Source organism: Pseudomonas poae, assembly GCA_028869255.1.
Classification (GTDB): domain Bacteria; phylum Pseudomonadota; class Gammaproteobacteria; order Pseudomonadales; family Pseudomonadaceae; genus Aquipseudomonas; species Aquipseudomonas poae_C.
The window spans coordinates 1460701-1480580 of sequence record CP110972.1; the positions used below are offsets into that span (position 1 = coordinate 1460701).

15 protein-coding genes and 2 pseudogenes are annotated in these 19880 nt (G+C 63.8%); 13 read left to right on the forward strand and 4 right to left on the reverse strand.

Going from position 1 to position 19880, the window contains the following annotated elements:
* Positions 1 to 18: 18 nt before the first annotated feature.
* The 11 genes and pseudogenes from LRS56_06855 (at position 19) to LRS56_06905 (ending at position 12893) form a co-directional block, all read left to right on the forward strand.
* On the forward strand, positions 19 to 969 hold the full coding sequence (locus tag LRS56_06855; GenBank protein ID WDU64213.1) for a LysR family transcriptional regulator: 951 nt from the start codon (positions 19 to 21) through the stop codon (positions 967 to 969).
* Positions 970 to 1193: 224 nt separating this feature from the next.
* Complete coding sequence (locus tag LRS56_06860) at positions 1194 to 3692, forward strand: TonB-dependent receptor (GenBank protein ID WDU64214.1); 2499 nt, start codon at positions 1194 to 1196, stop codon at positions 3690 to 3692.
* A 45-nt stretch (positions 3693 to 3737) separates the two neighbouring features.
* Positions 3738 to 5198, forward strand: coding sequence for an NAD(P)/FAD-dependent oxidoreductase (locus LRS56_06865; GenBank protein WDU64215.1), 1461 nt, complete (start codon positions 3738 to 3740; stop codon positions 5196 to 5198).
* Positions 5195 to 6169, forward strand: coding sequence for an ABC transporter permease (locus tag LRS56_06870; protein ID WDU64216.1), 975 nt, complete (start codon positions 5195 to 5197; stop codon positions 6167 to 6169). The genes LRS56_06865 and LRS56_06870 overlap by 4 nt, the downstream gene beginning before the upstream one ends.
* Positions 6166 to 7050 carry an ABC transporter permease gene (locus LRS56_06875; protein WDU64217.1) on the forward strand — a complete coding sequence of 295 codons (885 nt, stop codon included), beginning with the start codon at positions 6166 to 6168 and terminating at the stop codon, positions 7048 to 7050. Before LRS56_06870 ends, LRS56_06875 begins: the two co-directional genes overlap by 4 nt.
* Positions 7047 to 8045: an ABC transporter ATP-binding protein gene (locus LRS56_06880; protein ID WDU64218.1), complete on the forward strand. Its 999-nt coding sequence runs from the start codon at positions 7047 to 7049 to the stop codon at positions 8043 to 8045. Before LRS56_06875 ends, LRS56_06880 begins: the two co-directional genes overlap by 4 nt.
* A complete protein-coding gene (locus tag LRS56_06885; protein WDU64219.1) occupies positions 8035 to 9021 on the forward strand; it encodes an ABC transporter ATP-binding protein in 987 nt (328 codons plus the stop codon). Before LRS56_06880 ends, LRS56_06885 begins: the two co-directional genes overlap by 11 nt.
* Before the next feature lie 9 nt (positions 9022 to 9030).
* Positions 9031 to 10595 (forward strand): annotated as a pseudogene (locus tag LRS56_06890) (ABC transporter substrate-binding protein).
* On the forward strand, positions 10595 to 11854 hold the full coding sequence (locus tag LRS56_06895) for an acyl-CoA thioesterase/bile acid-CoA:amino acid N-acyltransferase family protein (GenBank protein ID WDU64220.1): 1260 nt from the start codon (positions 10595 to 10597) through the stop codon (positions 11852 to 11854). Before LRS56_06890 ends, LRS56_06895 begins: the two are co-directional and overlap by 1 nt.
* Positions 11851 to 12315 (forward strand): CMD domain protein, encoded by a 465-nt coding sequence (locus tag LRS56_06900; protein WDU64221.1) that lies wholly within the window; start codon positions 11851 to 11853, stop codon positions 12313 to 12315. Before LRS56_06895 ends, LRS56_06900 begins: the two co-directional genes overlap by 4 nt.
* Positions 12312 to 12893, forward strand: a complete 582-nt coding sequence (locus tag LRS56_06905; GenBank protein WDU64222.1) for a peroxidase-related enzyme — start codon at positions 12312 to 12314, stop codon at positions 12891 to 12893. The genes LRS56_06900 and LRS56_06905 overlap by 4 nt, the downstream gene beginning before the upstream one ends.
* 14 nt (positions 12894 to 12907) lie before the next feature.
* Here LRS56_06905 and LRS56_06910 read toward each other — a convergent pair.
* From LRS56_06910 to LRS56_06925, 4 genes and pseudogenes are all read right to left on the reverse strand, one after another.
* Positions 12908 to 13243: pseudogene (locus LRS56_06910) on the reverse strand (formate dehydrogenase).
* A gap of 392 nt (positions 13244 to 13635) precedes the next feature.
* Positions 13636 to 14967 (reverse strand): OprD family porin, encoded by a 1332-nt coding sequence (locus LRS56_06915; GenBank protein ID WDU64223.1) that lies wholly within the window; start codon positions 14965 to 14967, stop codon positions 13636 to 13638.
* Between the two features lie 63 nt (positions 14968 to 15030).
* Positions 15031 to 16572 (reverse strand): MFS transporter, encoded by a 1542-nt coding sequence (locus tag LRS56_06920; protein ID WDU64224.1) that lies wholly within the window; start codon positions 16570 to 16572, stop codon positions 15031 to 15033.
* A gap of 9 nt (positions 16573 to 16581) precedes the next feature.
* On the reverse strand, positions 16582 to 17790 hold the full coding sequence (locus LRS56_06925; protein ID WDU64225.1) for an aspartate transaminase: 1209 nt from the start codon (positions 17788 to 17790) through the stop codon (positions 16582 to 16584).
* Positions 17791 to 18429: 639 nt separating this feature from the next.
* Between LRS56_06925 and nac the strand changes: the two genes are divergently transcribed.
* Both nac and LRS56_06935 read left to right on the forward strand, forming a co-directional pair.
* A complete protein-coding gene (nac, locus tag LRS56_06930) occupies positions 18430 to 19335 on the forward strand; it encodes a nitrogen assimilation transcriptional regulator NAC (GenBank protein WDU64226.1) in 906 nt (301 codons plus the stop codon).
* Positions 19336 to 19449: 114 nt separating this feature from the next.
* The gene (locus LRS56_06935; GenBank protein WDU64227.1) at positions 19450 to 19860 is read left to right on the forward strand and encodes an acetyl-CoA carboxylase biotin carboxyl carrier protein subunit; all 411 of its coding nucleotides are present in this window, start codon (positions 19450 to 19452) and stop codon (positions 19858 to 19860) included.
* Positions 19861 to 19880: the final 20 nt, after the last annotated feature.

The window sequence follows — 19880 nt, forward strand, 5'->3', positions numbered from 1 at the left end:
ACTTCAAAGGAGAGTCGGGTGGACTTACGCCAACTGGAAGCATTTGCCGCGGTCATGTCGGCAGGCAGTGTCACCGGTGCAGGGCAGATGCTTGGCCGTTCGCAACCGACGGTGACGCGTTTGATCCAGGAGTTGGAGCAGGAGCTGGGTTTCGCCCTCTTCGAACGCAGTGGGCCGAAAGTCACGCCCACCCAGAAAGCCTTCAAGCTTGCTGCCGACGTGGACAGCGCGCTGCAAGGCGTGCGGCATGTACAGCAGCGTGCGTTGAATATTGCGCGTGACGAAAACCTCAGCCTGCGCGTAGTTGCCACGCCGGCCCTGGCGGCTGGGCTTGTACCTCCGGCGCTGGCGCGCTTGCCGGCGAATCTGCGGCCGCAGCAGTTGCAGATCCAGAGTCTGACCCCCGAAGGCGTGGTGCAGGCGGTGCTGGCCAAAACCGTCGACCTCGGCGTGGTGAGCCTGCCCTTGGAGCATCGGGGTCTTGAGGTGCACTGGATCGGGGAGGCGTCCTGCGTGGCGGTGCTGCCCGAGGATTCACCGTTGGCGGCAGAGTCGGTGCTGAGCATGCAGACCCTTGCGCAACACACGTTGATCAGTATTTCCAACCCGTTTCGTTTCCGCCGGCGTATCAACAAAGCTTTTGAGGAGGTGGGCGCCGAGCCCCAGCACATCCTCGAAACCAACACCTCGCTGACCGCCATGCAGATGGCCCGTGCCGGTCTGGGCGTGGCGCTGGTAGACCCGTTCACCGCGTTCGGCGTACCGCTCAGTGGCGTGGTGGTGCGGCCGATCGAAAGCACCATCCCGTTTTTCTTCGGCTTGATTTCGGCCTACGCCAGCCCGTTGTCCGACGTTGCCCAGGCGTTGATCGAGGCGCTGCAAGCGTCCTCGCAGGAATTGCTGCCCGGCATGATTATCCATCCGGCCAACCGCCATGACGCCTTGATGCAGCGTATCTACGCCAGCTGACGCTTTATATTCAATCTGGAGATATGCATAGCTCTATTAATTAGTAGATGGAATAAGTGATGCGCCTTAGTATTCATTTACCGCATTCAATGCGCCAATGAATAACGAAAACGAATTGATGACTGTTCACCCAGTTCATCTTGCTTCGCGGACATCCAGCCGACCTCGGCAAATCGCCGCACGACCAGTTACACCCTTTTGGCGATTTCTCGGGGAGTTCGCAGATGCAACCCAGCTTTTCATCGACTGCATTATTTTCACCGGCAGCGTTTGCGCTGACCGGCCTGTGCCTGGCTTCCACGCCGCTGTTGGCAGAGGAGGAGCAGGACACTGAACGCAAGAAAGCCGAGCCGGTCATGCAGACCGTGGTCTCGGTGGGTAACCGTGGCAACCAGCGTACGGTGGCGCAAAGCGCCGTGCCGATTGACGTGATCGGTGGCGAGGACCTGCAGAAGCAGGGCGGCAGCACTGCGCTGCGCGATGCGTTGGAGCACCTGCTGCCTTCCTTCAACGTGGCCAAGGTCACCGGTGGCGCCTACAGCAACGTGGCGCGCGCGGCTGGCCTGCGTGGCCTCGGCGGTGGCTACGTGCTGGTGCTGGTCAACGGCAAGCGCCGCCACGGTGGTTCGGTGGCCTCGGAAAACTCGGTACTGGTCGAAGGCTGGAACCCGGCGGACCTGGACCTGATCCCCATCAGCGCCATCGACCGCGTGGAAGTGCTGCGTGACGGCGCGGCCGCCCAATATGGCTCGGACGCCATTGCCGGGGTGATCAATATCATCCTCAAGTCCGACAGCAGCGGTGGCAGCTCCAGCACCATGGCCGGGCGCCGTTCCCATTACGCCAGCGGCGTGGGCTCCAATGGCGAGACCTACCAGCAGACGTTCAACTACGGCTTGCCGCTGCCCAACGAGGGGTTCTTCAACTTTGCGCTGGACGCCAAGAAGCAGGACAGCACCAAACGTTCGGGGGTTGCCACCGGCGCGTTCTACTACCCGGTCAATGGCCAACCCGACCCACGGGAAAACACCGTGGAGAAGCGCAGCTACGGCGGCGGCTTGCCGGAGATCGAGCAGATCAACCTGTCGTACAACGCCGAGTTACCGCTCAACGATTCGACCGCGCTGTACTCCTTCAGCACCCTGGGCAAGCAGGACGCGCTGGTGTCCATTGGTTTCCGGCGGCCCAATTCCAACACCATCATCAATGAGCTGTACCCGGACGGCATCGCGCCGGATTTCACCTTTGAAAGCCTCGATTACCAAAGCACCTTCGGTGCCCGTGGTGATGACCTGGCAGGCTGGGGCTGGGACCTGAGCACCTCCTATGGCGCCAACCGCCAGAAGCAGATGACCGACAACAACCTCAACCCTTCGCTGGGCACGGCCAGCCCCACCGACTTCACTTTGCAAACCAACCAGTTCACCCAGTGGACCACCAACCTGGACTTCAACCGCAAGCTCGATATCGGCACGCGTAACCCGCTGAACTTCGCCACCGGCCTGGAGTACCGTTTCGAGCAGTACCGCACCGAATCCGGCGATGTGGACTCCTACCGCAACGGCAACTACCGCTACCCGGTCGGCCATCCGCGTGCCGGCCAGTTGGCGGCCATTGGCGCGCTGGGCAACTACCTCTTGCTGCCGGAAGACGAAGTAAACCTGCGCCGCAGCAACTCGGCGGCCTACGTCGACCTGGGGCTGGACGTGACCGATAAATGGTTCGTCGGCGCGGCCGGGCGTTTTGAGCACTACACCGACAGCTCGGGCAATACCTGGACCGGCAAGCTCTCCACGCGCTATGCCTTCACCCCGGAAATCGCCGCACGCGGCGCCCTCAGCAGCGGTTTCGTCGCACCCTCGATGGTGCAGCAGGGCTATGCCAAGACCGGTCTGGGCCGCCGTACCGTGGGTAACACCACCCAGGACATCATGATCAAACGCGTACAGACCTATTCGGCCATCGGCCGGGCCCTGGGCGCCGAAGACCTGGAGCCGGTGAAGTCGCAAAGCGTGTCTGCCGGCCTGACCTGGACCCCGGTCAAAGACCTCAACGTGGCGCTGGACGCCTACCTGATCGACCTGCAAGACCGCATCGCGCTGATCAGCCCATTGTCGGGCGCGGCGGTCGACCAGATTCTTGCCGCCAATGGTTTTTCGCATGTGCAGCAAGTGCAGTATTACGCCAATGCCTTCGACACCCGCACCAAGGGCCTGGACCTGGTGGCCGACTACACCCAGCACCTGGACCGTTTCGGCCGCCTGCGCTGGAACGTCGGGGCCAACTGGAACAAGGCGACCATCACCGACCTCAAGGCCAACCCGTCGCAACTGCAAAGCCTGGGCCTGCAACGTTTCGAGCGCACCGAATTGGGTGGCATCACCGACCTGACCCCCAAGAGCAAATACATCGTCGGCCTCAACTGGCAGGTCAACGATTGGGATGTGGGCGTACGCGCCACTCGCTACGGCAAGGTCAAGCGCCTGGGCAGCGGCACCACTGGGGTGGATGAAACCTTCAGTGCCAAATGGATCACCGATGTCGACGTGACCTATGCCCTGACCGACAACGTGCGGGTCTCCCTGGGCGCCGACAACCTGTTCAACGTCTACCCCGACAAGCACACCGTAACTGACGTCTCCGGCGGTTCCTACTACTCGTCGATCTCGCCGTTCGGTTCCTACGGGGCGTTCTACTACAGCCGCCTGAACATCGACTTTTAACCTCTGCGGGCCGCGTGCCCGCTCACTTGATCGAGTACTTCAACGATGCCGCACACCACCGCCCCCATCGGTCTACCCGCCCTCGAAGCGCGCCTGCGCGAGGACCTGGAGTGGCTCGATCTTCCCGCACAGCCCTGGGTAAAACCGCGCCAGCTCGAGGGCCGACCACTGCTTGAAGTGGCGGTGATCGGCGGCGGTATGGCGGGTATGGCGGTGGCCGCCGAACTCGGCCATCTGGGGGTGCGCGTGGTGGTGTTCGACCAGGCGCCACAAGGTTTCGAGGGGCCGTGGGCAACCACGGCACGCATGCAGACGCTGCGTTCGCCCAAGCAATTGAGCGGGCCGGCCCTGGGCCTGCCCGCGCTGACATTCCGCGCCTGGTTCCAGGCGCAGTTCGGGCTGGCGGCCTGGGAGGCGCTGGACAAGATCCCGCGCCTGCAATGGGCCGACTACCTGCGCTGGTATCGCCAGGTGCTGCGCCTGGATGTGCGCAACCAGCACCGCGTCACCCGGGTACAACCCCAGGCCGATGGGCGGGTGGAGTTGCACATCGAGGCCCAGGGCCAGGCGCAGGTTTTTTCCGCACGGCACGTGGTGCTGGCCACCGGGCGTGACGGTCTGGGCGGCCCCTGGGTGCCCGAGCTGGCGCGCCAGTTGCCTCGCGAGTACTGGGCGCATTCGGCCGACGGCCTGCAGGACGCCTGGTTCGCTGGCAAGCGCGTCGCAGTGATTGGGGGTGGCGCCTCGGCGATGGACGCTGCCGGCACGGCGCTGGAAGCTGGTGCCCGTAGCGTCGACCTGTTGGTGCGGCGCAAGGATTTGCCGCGCATCAACAAGGGCAAGGGCGCCGGCAGCCCCGGCATGACCCACGGTTACTGGCGCTTGCCGGACGACTGGAAATGGAGCATCCGCCACTACTTGAACCTGCAACAGGTACCGCCGCCGCATGGCAGCACCTTGCGTGTGTCGCGTCACGTCAATGCGCGGTTTTTGCTGGGCAGCCCGATCGAATCGGTGGCGGTGCAAGCCGATGGCAGCCTGTTGCTGCACACCCCTGCGGCGCGGTTGAGCTATGACTTTCTGGTGTTCGCCACGGGGTTTCGCAGCAACCTTGACCTGCGCCCGGAGTTCTCGCCGTTCGCCCCGCATATCAAGCTCTGGCGCGACCGCTTCACCGCCCCTGCGGGCCAGGAAGACCTGGAGCTGTCGCAACTGCCGGACCTCGGTCCGCTGTTCGAATTCCAGCCGCGCATCCCCGGTGCCTGCCCCGGGCTGGACCGCGTGCACTGCTTCAGCTACCCGGCGGCGCTGACCTACGGCGGCGTGTCGGGGGACATCCCGGCCATCAGCGAAGGCGCCAAGCGCATGGCCCAGGGCCTGGCGGGGCAGTTGTTCAACGACGACGTCGCGTTGCACTTTGCCGCGATGCAAACCTACGCCGAGCCCGAACTGCAAGGTGATGAATGGCAGGTCGGCAGCCTGCGCGCCGAGGAGCGGCGCACATGACGGCATGGTTGCTGCGGCGCGTGGGCCAGGCCGTGCTGGTGATGCTGCTGATGACCTTGATTGTGTTCGTCGGGCTCAACGCCATCGGTAACCCGGTGGATATCCTGATCGGCGAAGACCTCAACCAGGCCGAACGCTTGCAAGCCATTGCACGCCTGGGCCTGGACCAGCCGCTGTGGCAGCAATACCTCACGTTTCTCGATGGCGCGTTGCACGGGCACCTGGGCAAAAGCTTCGTGCATCACGAAGACGCGTTGCAGTTGATTCTGCAGCGTTTGCCGGCGACCTTCGAACTGGCCTTCAGCGCCTTGCTCATGGCGATTGTGATCGGTGTGCCGCTGGGACTGTTTGCCGGGTTGTACCCCGATCACCTCGCCTCACGGCTGATGATGAGCGCCAGCATCGTCGGTTTCTCGCTGCCGTCGTTCTGGGTCGCGCTGATGCTGATCATGCTGTTCTCGGTGCACCTGGGCTGGTTGCCCGCCAGTGGTCGCGGGGCCACCCGCGAGTGGCTGGGCATTCAATGGTCCTGGCTGACCCTCGACGGCTGGCAGCACTTGCTGCTGCCGGCGCTGAACCTGGCACTGTTCAAAATCTCCCTGGTGCTGCGCCTGACCCGTGCCGGCGTGCGCGAAATCCTGCCCCAGGACTTCGTCAAGTTCGCCCGGGCCAAGGGCCTGTCACCGCTGCGAGTGACCCTTATGCATGTGTTGCGCAATACTTTGATCCCGCTGGTGACGGTGCTCGGCCTGGAGTTGGGCTCGACCATCGCCTACGCGGTGGTCACGGAGAGCATTTTCGCCTGGCCTGGCGCCGGCAAGCTGATCCTCGACAGCATCAACAGCCTCGATCGGCCGGTGGTGGTGGCGTACCTGATGGTGGTCGTGGTGATTTTCGTGACCCTCAACTTGCTGGTGGACGTGCTGTACCGCCTGCTCGATCCGCGTGTGCGGCTGGAAGGTGCGCAATGATCCGCGTGGAATCGTTATGGCAGCGTGGTGCACTGGATTTTCTGCGTTCGCCCATGGCCATTGTCGGCCTGCTGATTCTGGCGGTGATCGTGCTGGCGGCGTTGCTTGCGCCGTGGATCACCCCGCAAAACCCCTATGACCTGATGCAACTGGATGTGCTGGATGCGCGCCTGGCCCCTGGCGCCAGTAGCAGCGAAGGGCATTACACCTATTGGCTGGGTACCGACGGGCAGGGCCGCGACCTGTACTCGGCGATTGTCTACGGCCTGCGTATCAGCTTGCTGGTGGGGGTCGGGTCGGCGTTGATCGCGGCGGTGATCGGCACCTTGCTCGGGTTGATTTCGGCGTATGCCGGCGGTTGGGTGGATGCGTTGCTGATGCGCCTGGTGGACCTGTTGTTGTCGTTCCCCGGCATCCTCATGGCGCTGATGATCCTGGCCTGGCTGGGCAAAGGCGTGGGCAATGTGGTGCTGACCCTGGTGGTGCTGGAGTGGGCGTATTACGCCCGTACGGCGCGTGGCCAGGCGCTGGTGGAAAGCCGCCGTGAATACGTCGAGGCCGCACGCGGCCAGGGCATCAGCCGCTGGCGCATCCTGGTCGGGCACATTCTGCCCAATTGCCTGCCGCCGTTGATTGTGATCGGCGCTTTGCAGATTGCCCGTGCCATCACCCTGGAAGCGACCCTGTCGTTCCTTGGCCTGGGCGTACCGATTACCGAGCCGTCCCTGGGCCTGCTGATCGCCAATGGCTTCCAGTTCATGCTCGGCGACGAATACTGGATCAGTGTGTTTCCCGGCCTGGCCCTGCTGCTGACCATCGTCGCGATCAACCTGGTGGGCGATCGCCTGCGTGATGTGCTCAACCCGAGGTTGCAACGATGAACGCGCTGGAAAACGCAGTACTGCCGGCGACCCTTGAGGTGCGCAACCTGTCGACGTCTTTTCATACCCGCGACGGCATCCTGCCGGCGGTGCGCGACGTATCCCTGCGTCTGCAGCCGGGGCGAATTCTGGGGCTGGTGGGGGAGTCGGGGTCGGGTAAATCCGTCACCGGCTTTTCCATCCTTGGGCTGGTGGATGCACCGGGGCGCATCAGCGGTGGCGAGATCCTGTTCCAGGGGCGTGATCTGACCCGCTTGCGCCCGGCCCAATTGCGGCAGTTGCAGGGCAACCGTATCGCGATGATCTTTCAAGACCCGATGATGACCCTCAACCCAGTGCTGCGCATCGACACGCAAATGGTCGAGGCGGTGCGTGCCCACAACCCGATGAGTAAACGCGAAGCGCGCCAACATGCCTGCGACACGCTGGCGTCGATGGGCATTGCCAGCCCCGAAGAGCGCCTGCGGGCCTACCCCCATCAATTGTCCGGCGGCATGCGCCAGCGGGTGGCGATTGCCATCGCGTTGTTGCATCGCCCCGACCTGATCATCGCCGATGAACCGACCACGGCGCTGGACGTGACCATCCAGGCGCAGATTCTCGGCGAGGTGCAGAAACTGGTGCGCGAACAGGGCACCGCGCTGATCTGGATCACCCATGACCTGTCGGTGGTCGCAGGCTTGGCCGACGACGTGGCGGTGATGTACGCAGGGCGCATCGTGGAGCAGGGCAGTGTGGACGCGGTGCTCGACCGGCCGTTGCACCCCTACACCCAAGGCTTGATCGACAGCCTGCCGAGCCGCAATCAGCGCGGTCAGCGTTTGCGCCAGATTCCGGGGATGGCCCCCGACCTGCTGTCGATGCCCGCCGGCTGTGCATTTGCCGAGCGCTGCAGCCGTGTCAGCAGTGCCTGTATCGAGCAGCCGCAGGCCCTTGAAATCGAACCCGGACGCACTGTGCGTTGCTTCCATCCAGGAGTTGCCCATGGCCAATGAACCCGTGCCGCTGATCGAGTTGCGTCAGGTCAGCAAACAGTTTGGCCAGGCGCCTGGCGGCGTGCTGCAACGTCTGGGCCTGAGCCGTACCCGCCCGCAGACTCACGCGGTGGACCGCGTCGACCTGCGCATTGCCCGAGGCGAAGTGGTGGGGCTGGTAGGGGAGTCCGGCTGCGGCAAATCCACTCTGGGGCGCATGGTCGCGGGCCTGCTGCCCACCTCCGGCGGCAGTGTCACGGTGGACGGCCAGCCCATGCAGGCATTGAGCCCGGCGCAAAAGCTCAAGGTGCAGATGATCTTCCAGGACCCCTACGCCAGCCTCAACCCACGGCTGCGGGTCGACCGCATTGTCGGTGAAGGTGCTTTGCGCCAGGGCTTCACCGACCGTGCGGGGTTTGACGAATACGTCAGCGCGCAGTTGCGCCGCGCCGGTCTGAGCCCCGAGCTGCGCCAGCGTTATCCGCACCAGTTCAGCGGCGGCCAGCGCCAACGCATCGGCATCGCCCGCGCCCTGGCGGTGCAGCCGCAGTTGCTGGTGTGCGACGAGTCGGTGGCGGCGCTGGACGTGTCGATCCAGGCGCAGATCCTCAACCTGTTCATGGACCTGCGCGAGCAACTGGGGCTGACTTACCTGTTTATCAGTCATGACCTGGGGGTGGTCGAACACCTCTGCGACCGCGTGGTGGTGATGTACCTCGGGCGGGTGGTGGAGTCGGCAACGGTGGGCGAATTGTTCGCCCGCGCCAATCACCCTTACACCCAGGCGTTGCTGGCGCAGATCCCCAAGTTCGAATTGCGCCGCAGCCAGTACCAGGCGATTCGCGGCGAAATCCCGAGCCCCTTGAACCCGCCCACGGGTTGCCACTTTCACCCGCGTTGCCCACATGCCACGGCGCGTTGCCGTGAAGAAATCCCGCCGCTTCGAGAAGTGTCACCCGACCACTTGAGCGCCTGCCACCTCAACCTTGCCTCCTAGGAATTTGCCATGAAGCCCTTGCTGCTGACGCTACTGACTGCCGCGCTGTTGACCGGCGCCAACGGTGCCACCGCCCAGCCCCTGCGTATTGCCTACGCCGACCCGGTATCGTCGTTGGACCCGCAGTTGAACAACCACGCCGGTGACCGTTCCATCGCACTGCATGTGTGGGAATCCCTGCTGGATCGTCGCGATGACAAGAACCTGCCGGGCCTGGCCGAAAGCTGGAAGGCGATTGACGCCAACACCTGGGAATTCAAGATTCGCCAGGGCGTGAAATGGCAGGACGGCCAGCCCTTCACCGCCGATGACCTGGTGTTTTCCTGGAGCGCGCACGCAATGTGCCCGGCAGTGTTGCGCCGTATTCCAGCAGCCTGCGCACGGTCGAGTCGGTCAGCGCGCCAGACCCTTACACCCTGCGGGTCAAGACCCTGGTGCCCAACCCGTTGCTGGTGCAGAACATCGACTCGGTCTACATCGTCAGCCGGCATATCGGCGCCAAATCCAGCACCGAGGACTACAACAGCGGCAAGGCGGTGATTGGCACCGGGCCTTATCGGCTGGTGTCGTATGCCCAAGGCGACCGCACCCTGTTCGAGCGCAACAAGGACTACTGGGGCAAGCCACCGTTGTGGGACACCGTGGACTATCGCTTTATCGCCAACCCGGCGAGCCGTACCGCCGCGTTGCTGGCCGGTGACGTGGATGTGATCGACAAGGTTTCGCCCCAGGACGTGAAAAAGCTGCAAGCTACGCCGAGCGTCAAGGTGTTTGCCTATCCGGGCCTGCGCGCGTTGTTGATTCAGCCGAGCTTTCGCTCGGGGCCGAATGAATTCGTGCGTGACAACCAGGGCAAGCCGCTGGCCGAGAACCCGCTGCGCGATGTGCGGGTGCGTCAGGCGCTGTCGCTGGCAATCAACCGCAAGGCGATTGTCGAGCGCATCTTGCAGAACACCGTGACCGAGGCCAACCAGTGGATGCCGGCCAATACCTTTGGCTACAACCCTGAGGTCAAGGACATTCCCAACGACCCGGCCCAGGCGAAAAAACTGCTGGCCGAAGCCGGCTACCCGAACGGTTTTCAGCTAACCGTGCACGTGCCCGGCGACCGCTACCCACTGGCGCCGGAAACGATGCAAGCGGTGGCGCAGTTCTGGGCGCGCATTGGCATCAAGGTCGATCTGCAGGTGGTGCCATGGTCGGTGTACGCCAGCCGCGCCAACAAAAACGAATACGCGGTCACTGTGATCGCCTGGGGCAATGGCACCGGCGAGGCCGGCTATGGCCTGCTCAATGTGCTGGCCAGTGCCGATTCCAGCAAAGGCGTGGGTTCGTCGAACTGGGGGCGCTACAGCAACCCGCAGGTGGACGCGGACCTGGAGCTGTCATCGGCCGAGTTCGATGAAGGCAAGCGCGAAGCGATCCTGCGCGATTCGGTCAAGCGCGTGAGCGACGACGTGGGCATCCTGCCGTTGTTCCACTACCAGAATATCTGGGCCGCTCGCAAAGGTCTGCGTGTTGATCCTCTGGTAAGTGATCGCACCACCGCGTCGATGGTGACGGAGGAAAAGTAATGGCGCGCCTGGCAATCACCCCTCTGGATGGCCTGCTGGATGAGCCGCGCCATATCGTCGTCGACGGGCTGGCGCCGGGCGCGCAGGTGACCTTGACCACTCGCACCCTGCGCGGTGGCAACCGCGCCTGGAGCAGTGCGGCGACGTTCGTTGCCGACGCCCAGGGGCGTGTCGACCTTGAACGTGACGCGCCGGTAGCGGGTGATTACAGCGGCGTATCGGGCATGGGCTTGCTGTGGAGCCAGCGAATCGAGCAGGGCCACAGCGCGGCGGTGTTTCCCGACGCCGTGCTGGAGCCGTTGCACACGCGTATCCAGGTACAAGGCAGTGACCCTTCGCAGGTACTGGTGCAACGCCTGGCGGCTGCCGGTGTGACCCGTCGCGAGGTGCGCGAGGATGGCCTGGTGGGCACCTTGTTCCAGCCAGCGGGCGCGGGACCGCATCCGGCGGTGATGGTGCTCAATGGCTCCGGTGGCGGTATCAATGAAGCGCGCGCCGCGCTGTATGCGTCGCGGGGTTACAGTGCGTTGGCGCTGGGGTATTTCAAAGCGCCGGGGCTGTCGGACTATATTTCCAACACCCGGTTGGAATACTTCGAGCAGGGCCTGGCCTGGATGCGCCGCGAACTGGCGCCGGCCGATGGTTTTATCGCCCTCAGCGGCCAATCCCGAGGGGGTGAGCTGGTGCTGTTGCTCGCCAGCATGTTTCCTGAGTCGGTAGCGGCGGTGATTGGCTATGTGCCGAGTGCCCTGGTGCATGGCGGGCAGGCCGCCGCCGACCCGGCGGTGGGGCGCGACGGCCCGGCCTGGTTGTATCGCGGCCAGCCGCTGGTGCACCTGTGGAACAACAACCGTCATGCGTCGTGGGCCGCCCGCGATGCGGGGTTGCGCAATGCGCTGTCGATGAGCACCGCCCTTGAGGACACGGAGGCGGTGGAGCGGGCGCGCATTGCAGTGGAAAAAATTCGCGGGCCGGTATTGATGCTGACCGCCGGCGACGACGCGGCGTGGCCGTCCAGCCGTTTCGGGCAGATGGTCCGCGAGCGTCTCCAGCGCTTCAACCACCCATGGCCGGTGGTGCAGCGCGACTTTCCCCTGGCCGGTCACAGCATTTTGTTGCCCAACATTCCGAGCACCTACAGCGATGACGGTCAGCCCGAGGCGAATGCCCAGGCCAACCAGCAGTCATGGCTGGCCGTGGTGGATTTCCTGCATAACGCGGTGGCCGAGCGCCGCGCATATTTTAAGGAGTTGCAATGAGTCGTTCCGTTTTACCCGACCTGCTGACCCGGCTGTTGCTCAACGAGCACAGCCCGGTGCACAACCTGCGCCAGGCGCGGGCCAAGGTCACAGATGCTACCGAAGGCAGCTACCAGGCATTGTTTGCTGAAGACCTGCCCGGCAGCCTGAGCCTTGAAGAACGCCTGTTGGTGGCCGAGTACGCCTGCCAACTGACACCGCAACCGGAGTTGGCGGCGCACTACCTTGAGCGCCTGCAAGCCCTGCCACCGACCCAGGATTCGCCACGTCTGAAGGCCATCCTCGACTTCACCCGCACCCTGGTGCTGGCGCCTGTGGAAGGTGATCGTGAGGCGTTGGCACCGCTGCTGGACGCGGGCCTGGAGACGGTGGATGTGGTCACCCTCAGCCAGTTGATCGCCTTTATTTCCTACCAGGTGCGCCTGGCGAGCGGGCTGAAAGCACTGGAGCAATTGCGATGAGCGAACCCCTGGACATTCAAGGCTTCACCAATCGCAGCCTGGGCTGGAAAGCCTGGCTGCCGACCCTCGACCTGGCCCAGGCCAACCCCGAGCAAGTGGCGGTGCTGGAAGAAAGCCATCCCCAGGCCAAGGTCTCGGAATACTACCTGACGCTGATCCACCAACCCGCAGTGCTGCGCCAGCGCTCCCTGGCGTTCAACGCGATCATGTATGCGCCGGGCGGGCTGTCGCGGGCCGAGCGTGAGTTGGCGAGTGCGGTGGTGTCGCGCATCAACCAATGCGTGTACTGCGCCTCGGTGCATGCCCAGCGTTTCGAACAATTGGCCAAGCGCAACGATGTGATTGCCCAGGTGTTCGCCGACCCGCACAGCGCGGGGACCACACCACGTGAAAAAGCCATCGTGCAGTTCGCCATCGACCTGACGCTCAGCCCTGGCGAGATCGACGCCGCCACGTTGCTGGGTCTGCGCGAGCAAGGTCTGGATGACGGTGAGATCCTTGACCTGATCCACGCCATCGCGATCTTCGCCTGGGCCAATCGCTTGATGCTGAACCTGGGGGAGCCGGTGTGGCCGTGAGCTAGGCGTGGGCATCAGCCGGCCAGGCTGAGCCGCACCGGCACCGATTTGGCCGCCGGCACCTTGCTGCGTTCAGCGTGGTGCCAGAGCGGCACCAAAGGGTTGCACTCGGGGTAATCGGGGATGTCGTAGGCGACGATTTCCAGCGGTCCGACCTGACGCTTGACCTGCGGCTCGACCGCCGTGGTCAGCATCACGCCCTGGCCGTTCTCGAAACCCAGGCGAGCGATGTCATTGCGGTGCATGAAGATCACCTCGCGGGTGCCGCTGATACCGCGAAAACGGTCGTCATACCCATAGATGGTGGTGTTGAATTGGTCGTTGCTGCGCAGCGTCAATGTGGCGAGCAAGCTTGCTTGCGTTGGAGTGCGTAGCGCTCCCAGGATTGTGGGGCCGCTGCGCAGCCCAACGGGAGCAAGCTCCCTCGCCACAAGCGCTGGCGTTTTACAGGATGTTCAGCGGATAACTGACGACCCCCGCCACCCAATGTGGCGAGCAAGCTTGCTTGCGTTGGAGTGCGTAGCGCTCCCAGGATTGTGGGGCCGCTGCGCAGCCCAACGGGAGCAAGCTCCCTCGCCACAAGCGCTGGCGTTTTACAGGATGTTCAGCGGATAACTGACGAGCCCCGCCACCCAATGTGGCGAGCAAGCTTGCTTGCGTTGGAGTGCGTAGCGCTCCCAGGATTGTGGGGCCGCTGCGCAGCCCAACGGGAGCAAGCTCCCTCGCCACAAGCGCTGGTGTTTTACAGGATGCTCAACGGATAACTCACGATCACCCGGTGCTCGTCACTGTCGCGCTGGGTGGTCACTTCGGTGCGCAGCGAGGCATGGCGCAAGGCGATGCTGAGGTTTTTCAGCGGACCCTGCTGGATCACGTAGCTCACCGTCAGGTTGCGTTCCCACTCGCTTTTATCGCCCGTCGGCGTGCGGATATTCGAGCCGCTTTCGTACATGCCCATAAAGCTCAGGCCGGGTACGCCGACCGACGCGAAGTCATAGCCGTACCGCACCTGCCAGGTGGTTTCGCCGGCGCGCTGGAATTTGCCGATCATCGACTCGGTCATGAAATACGCGGTGGAACCGTCGCCCTGGTTCAACCACACCGCATCGCTGTCGCCGCTGACTTGCTGCAGCCCGGCGGCAATCGTGTGGCCGTTGACCAGGTAGGTGAACAGGGCGCTGTTGAGGCGGCTGTCCACCTTGCCCTTGGTGACGCCGTCGCCGTAGTAGCCGAAGGTGTAGAACGCCGGGTCGTTGCCGTTGGCGCCGTCAGAGCGGTTGTCAAAGTGGCGCAGGTCGGTGCGCAGGGTGCCGGGGCCGATCTGCCAGTCGTATTTGAGGCCCAGGAAGTTCTGTTTGTAGAAGTCCTGCAGGTTGCCGTAGTAGTACTGCAAGGTCAGATCTTTGGTGGGTTTGTAGTCGACGCCGCCGTAGTAGAACTTGTTGACGAACTCACCGGTACGCGCGTTGTTGGCGCCGGGGATCGACATGCCCATCTGGTCACTCGAGCCACGGCCCTTCACGTGTTCCAGTTGGCCAAGGGTGAAGGTGAAGTGGTCCAGGTCCCGCGACTGCACCTGGCCGCCATTGAAGGTCTGTTGCAGCATGCGGTCGGTGGACATCACCACCGGCAGCATCGGCACCAGGGTGCCGTACTTCAATTCGGTCTTGGCGAAGCGCGCCTTGGCGGTCAGGCCCAGGCTGCCGAACTGGTCCACCGCACGGCCATCGTGGTCGGTGGGGAACACGTTACCGTTGAACGCGGTGCTTTGCGGGTTGTAGTGACGGCCCTTTCCGGAGTCCAGGCGCACCCCGAACATGCCAATGGCATCCACGCCGAAGCCCACGGTGCCCTGGGTGTAGCCTGACTCGAAGTTGGCGATAAACCCCTGGCCCCATTCCTGGGTGTAGTTGGGGTCGGCCGCGCCGCTGCGGTTGTCGGCGTTACTGAAGAAGTTGCGGGCCAGCACGTTGAGTTTGCTGTCTTCCACCAGCCCTGCGGCATAGCCCTGCTGGGCGATGAGCAAGCCACAAAGGCCGGCCAGTACTATCGGTGCGCGATTGAAAAGCTCCATCGGAGTGATCCCCATGTGTGATTAGTGTTTTTGAGGGCAGTCAAAAGCGGCAGTAAAAGTTTTCTATTTTTTCTCGGGAGCAGGAGCAACGGTGGCCGGCACGACCTGCAGTCGCACCGGCGGCAAGCGGTATAGAATCATCAGCGCCACGACGCCGATGCCGGCGCACAGCAACAGGCCAACACCCACCGACTGGGCCAGCGCATCGCGGGCCAGGTCGAGCCAGGGCGAGGCTTCGAGGGAGGGGTGCAACAGCGCTTGCGGGTCGGCATACAAGGCAATGCCCTCGGCGTGATTCGCGGCAAGCAACACCCGCTGCAGGTTCGCGCTGTACAACAGGTTGACCAGCACCCCCATGCCCGCTGTGCCAAGTAACCCACCGACCAGTCGCAGCGATTGCGTCAGCGCTGTGGCGATCCCCAGGAACTGCCGGTCGGCCAGGGTCTGGGTGAAGACCGTGAGGTTCAGCAGGATAAAGCCCAGCCCCAGGCCGGCCAGCAGGATCAAGCCGAGCAACAGGTTGAACGACGCTCCACGCCCGACCACCGCCAGGCCCAGGCATGCCAGCAGCAGCGCGACAAACCCCGCCAGCGGCAAGCGGTTGGGGTTGCGCAGCCGGGTCACGATACGGCTGTTGACGATGGCGCCCAGGGTGATGCTCAGCGCCAGTGGCGTGATCAACAGGCCGGCGTCCTGGGGTGAGTAGCCGTAGGCGCCCTGCAGCAACAGCGGCAAGTAGAACAACAGCGAAAACATGATCGCGCCGGCCGCCACCGAGAGGATGAACAACAGGCGCAGGCTCGGCAGGCGGAACAACGCCGCAGGCAACAGCGCGTGGGGGCAGCGCCGCTCCCAATGCCACAGCGCGACCATCGCGGCGATGCAGCCCAGGCCCAGCGCCGCACTGAGTGCCAGGCTCGAATGCCCCAGCCATTCCACAAACAATTGCAGGCTGCCAAGGGCCAGGGTGATCAACAACGCGCCGGGCCAATCCAGGCGAATGCCGCTGCGCACTGTCGGCCGATACCAGGGCAGAAAACGCCAGGCGATCAGTAACGCCAGGCAGCCCAAAGGCAGGTTGAGGTAAAACACCGAGCGCCAGCCGAAGGCCCCGGTCAGGTAACCGCCCAAGCCCGGCCCAATCGCATTGACCACACTGAACAGCGCACTCAGCAGCATCTGCCAGCGCAGGCGTTGACGGGTATCAGGGAACAGTTCGGGGATGCAGGCGAAGGCGGTGCCGATCAGCATGCCGCCGCCCACCCCCTGCAAGGCGCGGCCGATCACCAGCACCAGCATGTCATTGGCCACGGCGCAGGCCAGGGACGCCAGGGTAAAAATCAGCGTGGCAGCCAGCACAAAAGGCTTGCGCCCGTAGTAATCGCCCAGCCGCCCGAAAATCGGGATGGTGACGATGGACGCCAGCAGATACCCGGTGGCCACCCACGCATAGAGTTCAAAGCCATCCAGCTCGGCGACGATGCTCGGCAAGGCGTTGCCGATCACCGTCTGGTCGAGTGCCGAGAGCATCAGCACCAAGGAGATGCCGAGCATCGCCAGCAGGGCTTGCTTGAAACTCAGGGGAGGGTGGGCCGCCACGGTCATGTTCGGTCCTCAACGCAACGCGGCGACGGCGGCTTTGATGCGTTCGCAGCCCTGGTCAAGGGTGCTGATCGCGGTGGCGATCGACATGCGGAAAAACGGCGCCAGGCCATAGGCGGTGCCCGCGACCACTGCCACGCCCTGGCTTTCCAGCAGGTACATCACCACATCGCTGTCGGTGTGCAGCACCTTGCCGTCGGCCGTGGTTTTGCCCAGCAGGCCGGCGCAATTCACATACAGGTAGAACGCGCCGTCGGGCTTGCGGCAGCTCAGGCCGGGAATCGCGTTGAGCAGGTCCAGGCAGCGATCACGGCGTTGCTGGTAAACCTCGACGCTCTGTTTGACGAAGCTTTGGTCGCCGGTGAGCGCTTGCAGCGCAGCCGCCTGGCTCACCGAACAGGCGTTGCTGGTGGACTGCGATTGCAGGGTCGCCATGGCGCCAATCAGGTCGTTGGGGCCGGCGGCGTAACCGATGCGCCAGCCGGTCATGGCGTAGGTCTTGGACACACCATTGACCACCAGCGTGCGCTCGCCCAAGGCCGGTTCGATGGCCAGGATATGCGGGTTATCCAGGCCGTCGAAGCGGATGTGCTCGTAGATGTCATCGGTCATCAGCAGCACATGCGGGTAGTCCAGCAGCACATCGGCCAGGGCGCGTAATTCGTGGTGGCTATAGCTGGCGCCAGTCGGGTTGCTGGGCGAGTTGAGCAACAGCCAGCGGGTGCGTGGGGTGATGGCTGCGCGCAGTTGCTCCGGGGTCAGCTTGAAGCCGTTGTGTTCCGGGCAGGCGAGGGTTACGGGCTCGCCTTCGCAGGCCAGCACCATATCCGGGTAGGACACCCAGTACGGGGCCGGGATCAGCACCTCATCACCTGCACCGAGGGTGGCGGCGAACGCGTTGAAGATCGCGCTCTTGGCGCCGCTGGTCACCAGGATTTGCTGGGCGGTGTAGCTCAGGCCGTTTTCGCGGGCCAGTTTGTCGACGATGGCCTGGCGCAGTTCTGGAGTGCCGGCGTTCTGGGTGTAGCGGGTTTCGCCGCGTTCGATGGCGGCGCTGGCGGCCTGGCGGATGTTGGCAGGTGTGTCGAAGTCGGGTTCGCCCACCACCAGGTTGATGATGGACTGGCCCTGGCGACGCAGCTCGTTGGCGCGGTCGGACGCGGCGCTGCTGGGCGATGGTTTGATGCGTTGCACACGGGCGGCGATGCGGGAGGCAGTCACGGGCGTTCCTCGTTGGTGGTGTGGACGGGGTTCACAGTACGAGCGGTGGGGGAGGGCGCCATAAGATGAGTTTGTTCTGGTTTGATAGGCAGTGCTTATGGCTGGGTGTGCACTGAATGGGTGCGTCTAGCCCAGGGTGCGCCGCGTGGGTGCTTGGCAGGGGGATTTTGGGCTAGCCATAGCGAAGGCTTATGGCTGGTTGTGGGGGTGGCCTGGGTTTTGCAAAACAGCACAGGTCGGTGTGGGGCCTGGCTTGCCTGTGAAGGCAGCCTTTTCGCCGACGATTAGTTGACTGATTTCACGCGATCCAAATGTGGGAGCGGGCTTGCTCGCGAAGGCGGCCTGACAGTCGGTCGAGTTTTACCCGGTGTAATCCGGTTCAAGTGTGGGAGCTGGCTTGCCTGCGATGGCGGTGTGGTGGTGTGCATATCCGTTTCTGCGGTAACGGCGGCTTGTGGTTCTGCGCTTACAGCGGGTCACTTCTGGAAGAGCCGGAAGCCGGCCCAGCCAACAGTAAGCAAAAGGCTCTCGCCCCGCGCACCTCGCCCAGGCTCGGCGTGCGGCCAGCGTGGTTGACGGGGCGTCTGAGATCAGAAGCAAAGCAAAACCCTCTATTTCCAGCATAAGAGCATCGCCATTTTGAACCTGCGTCGATTGAAGTATTTCGTAAAACTGGTCGACATCGGCAGCATGACCCAGGCCGCTGATGTGTTGCATGTGGCGCAACCGGCGTTGAGTCAGCAACTGGCGACCCTGGAAGCCGAGTTGCAACAACAATTGCTGATCCGCACCAAGCGCGGCGTGACGCCGACTGAGGCGGGCAAGGTGTTGTATGGCCATGCGCAGATTATCCTGCGCCAGTGCGAACAGGCTCAGAGCGATATCAATGCCACCGGCCATGCCTTGTCCGGGCAGGTGTCGGTGGGGCTGGCGCCGGGGACGGCGGCGTCGACGTTGTCGCTGCCGTTGCTGCGCACCGTGCGCGAACGTCACCCCGGCATTCTGCTGTACCTCAATGAAAACTTCGGCACCACGTTGAGCGAACTGATCATGAACGGCCGCATGGACATGGCCGTGCTTTACGGCGGGCGGGAGGTGCATGGTTTGAGTTTCGTCTCGCTGCTGCGCGAGCCGCTGTACCTGGTAAGTGCGGATCCGGCCATTGCCAGTCGCGAAGACATCCCGCTGGCCGAGTTGGCCGACATGGACATGCTGTTGCCGCGCCCCTACAACGTCATGCGTCGGATGGTGGACGAAGCCTTCCTGCGTATCGGCCTGGGTGTGCGGGTAGTGGCCGAGATTGAATCGTCCACCACGCTCACCGCCGCCGTGGCCGACCACTTCGGTTCGACCATCCTGCCTGAGTCGTCGGCGCGGGTCATGGCCGCGGACCCTTCGGTGCATATGTGCCGCATCGTCGAGCCCGAGGTGGAGGCGCCGTTGGCGTTGTGCCTGTCCGGGCATTTGCCGTTGTCCGTGCCGGCCCAGGCGGTCAAGGCGATTCTGCTGGAGCTGGTGGCGCAGATGCGTGGCAGCGCCGTGTGAGGCGTCATAAGGTCGGCTTATCACCCCAAAGCCAAAGCGTCTTGGCCGCGTTTCGAGGGGCTCGGTAGATTGGGCTCATCCACTCAAGACACGCTCGACAGGCAGGGGCCATACATGGATTCAGCACGTATCAAGGGGTTGATGGATTTGCTGGCCGAATCCGATCTGCTGGAACTGAGCCTCACCGAAGGCGACAGCACACTGCGGCTGTTCAAGCAGGCGGGGCAGGCGGTTGTCAGCGTTACGCCGACCACGGCAGTGGCGGCGCCAAAAACCGTTGCGGCGCCCGTTGCCGGGAGCATCAAGGCCAGCCTCTATGGCGTGCTGCACCTGACGCCCGCCGTCGGTGAGCCGCCCTTTGTGACCGTGGGGCAAAGCATCGAGGCCGGCCAGACCGTGGCGGTGATCGAGGCGATGAAGATGTTCCACCCGGTCAAGGCCAAGGTGGCGGGCCAGGTGATTGAGATCCTGGTCGAGGCCGGGGTTGAAGTCGACGCCGGCCAGTCGCTGTTCCGGCTCGGTTGACCCTTACGCGTATTCGTTAT

Coding starts and splice junctions, on each gene's coding strand:
- LRS56_06860 (WDU64214.1), top strand. CDS start 1,194: ATGCAACCCAGCTTTTCATCGACTGCATTATTTTCACCGGCAGCGTTT.
- LRS56_06865 (WDU64215.1), top strand. CDS start 3,738: ATGCCGCACACCACCGCCCCCATCGGTCTACCCGCCCTCGAAGCGCGC.
- LRS56_06870 (WDU64216.1), top strand. CDS start 5,195: ATGACGGCATGGTTGCTGCGGCGCGTGGGCCAGGCCGTGCTGGTGATG.
- LRS56_06875 (WDU64217.1), top strand. CDS start 6,166: ATGATCCGCGTGGAATCGTTATGGCAGCGTGGTGCACTGGATTTTCTG.
- LRS56_06880 (WDU64218.1), top strand. CDS start 7,047: ATGAACGCGCTGGAAAACGCAGTACTGCCGGCGACCCTTGAGGTGCGC.
- LRS56_06885 (WDU64219.1), top strand. CDS start 8,035: ATGGCCAATGAACCCGTGCCGCTGATCGAGTTGCGTCAGGTCAGCAAA.
- LRS56_06895 (WDU64220.1), top strand. CDS start 10,595: ATGGCGCGCCTGGCAATCACCCCTCTGGATGGCCTGCTGGATGAGCCG.
- LRS56_06900 (WDU64221.1), top strand. CDS start 11,851: ATGAGTCGTTCCGTTTTACCCGACCTGCTGACCCGGCTGTTGCTCAAC.
- LRS56_06905 (WDU64222.1), top strand. CDS start 12,312: ATGAGCGAACCCCTGGACATTCAAGGCTTCACCAATCGCAGCCTGGGC.
- LRS56_06915 (WDU64223.1), bottom strand. CDS start 14,967: ATGGAGCTTTTCAATCGCGCACCGATAGTACTGGCCGGCCTTTGTGGC.
- LRS56_06920 (WDU64224.1), bottom strand. CDS start 16,572: ATGACCGTGGCGGCCCACCCTCCCCTGAGTTTCAAGCAAGCCCTGCTG.
- LRS56_06935 (WDU64227.1), top strand. CDS start 19,450: ATGGATTCAGCACGTATCAAGGGGTTGATGGATTTGCTGGCCGAATCC.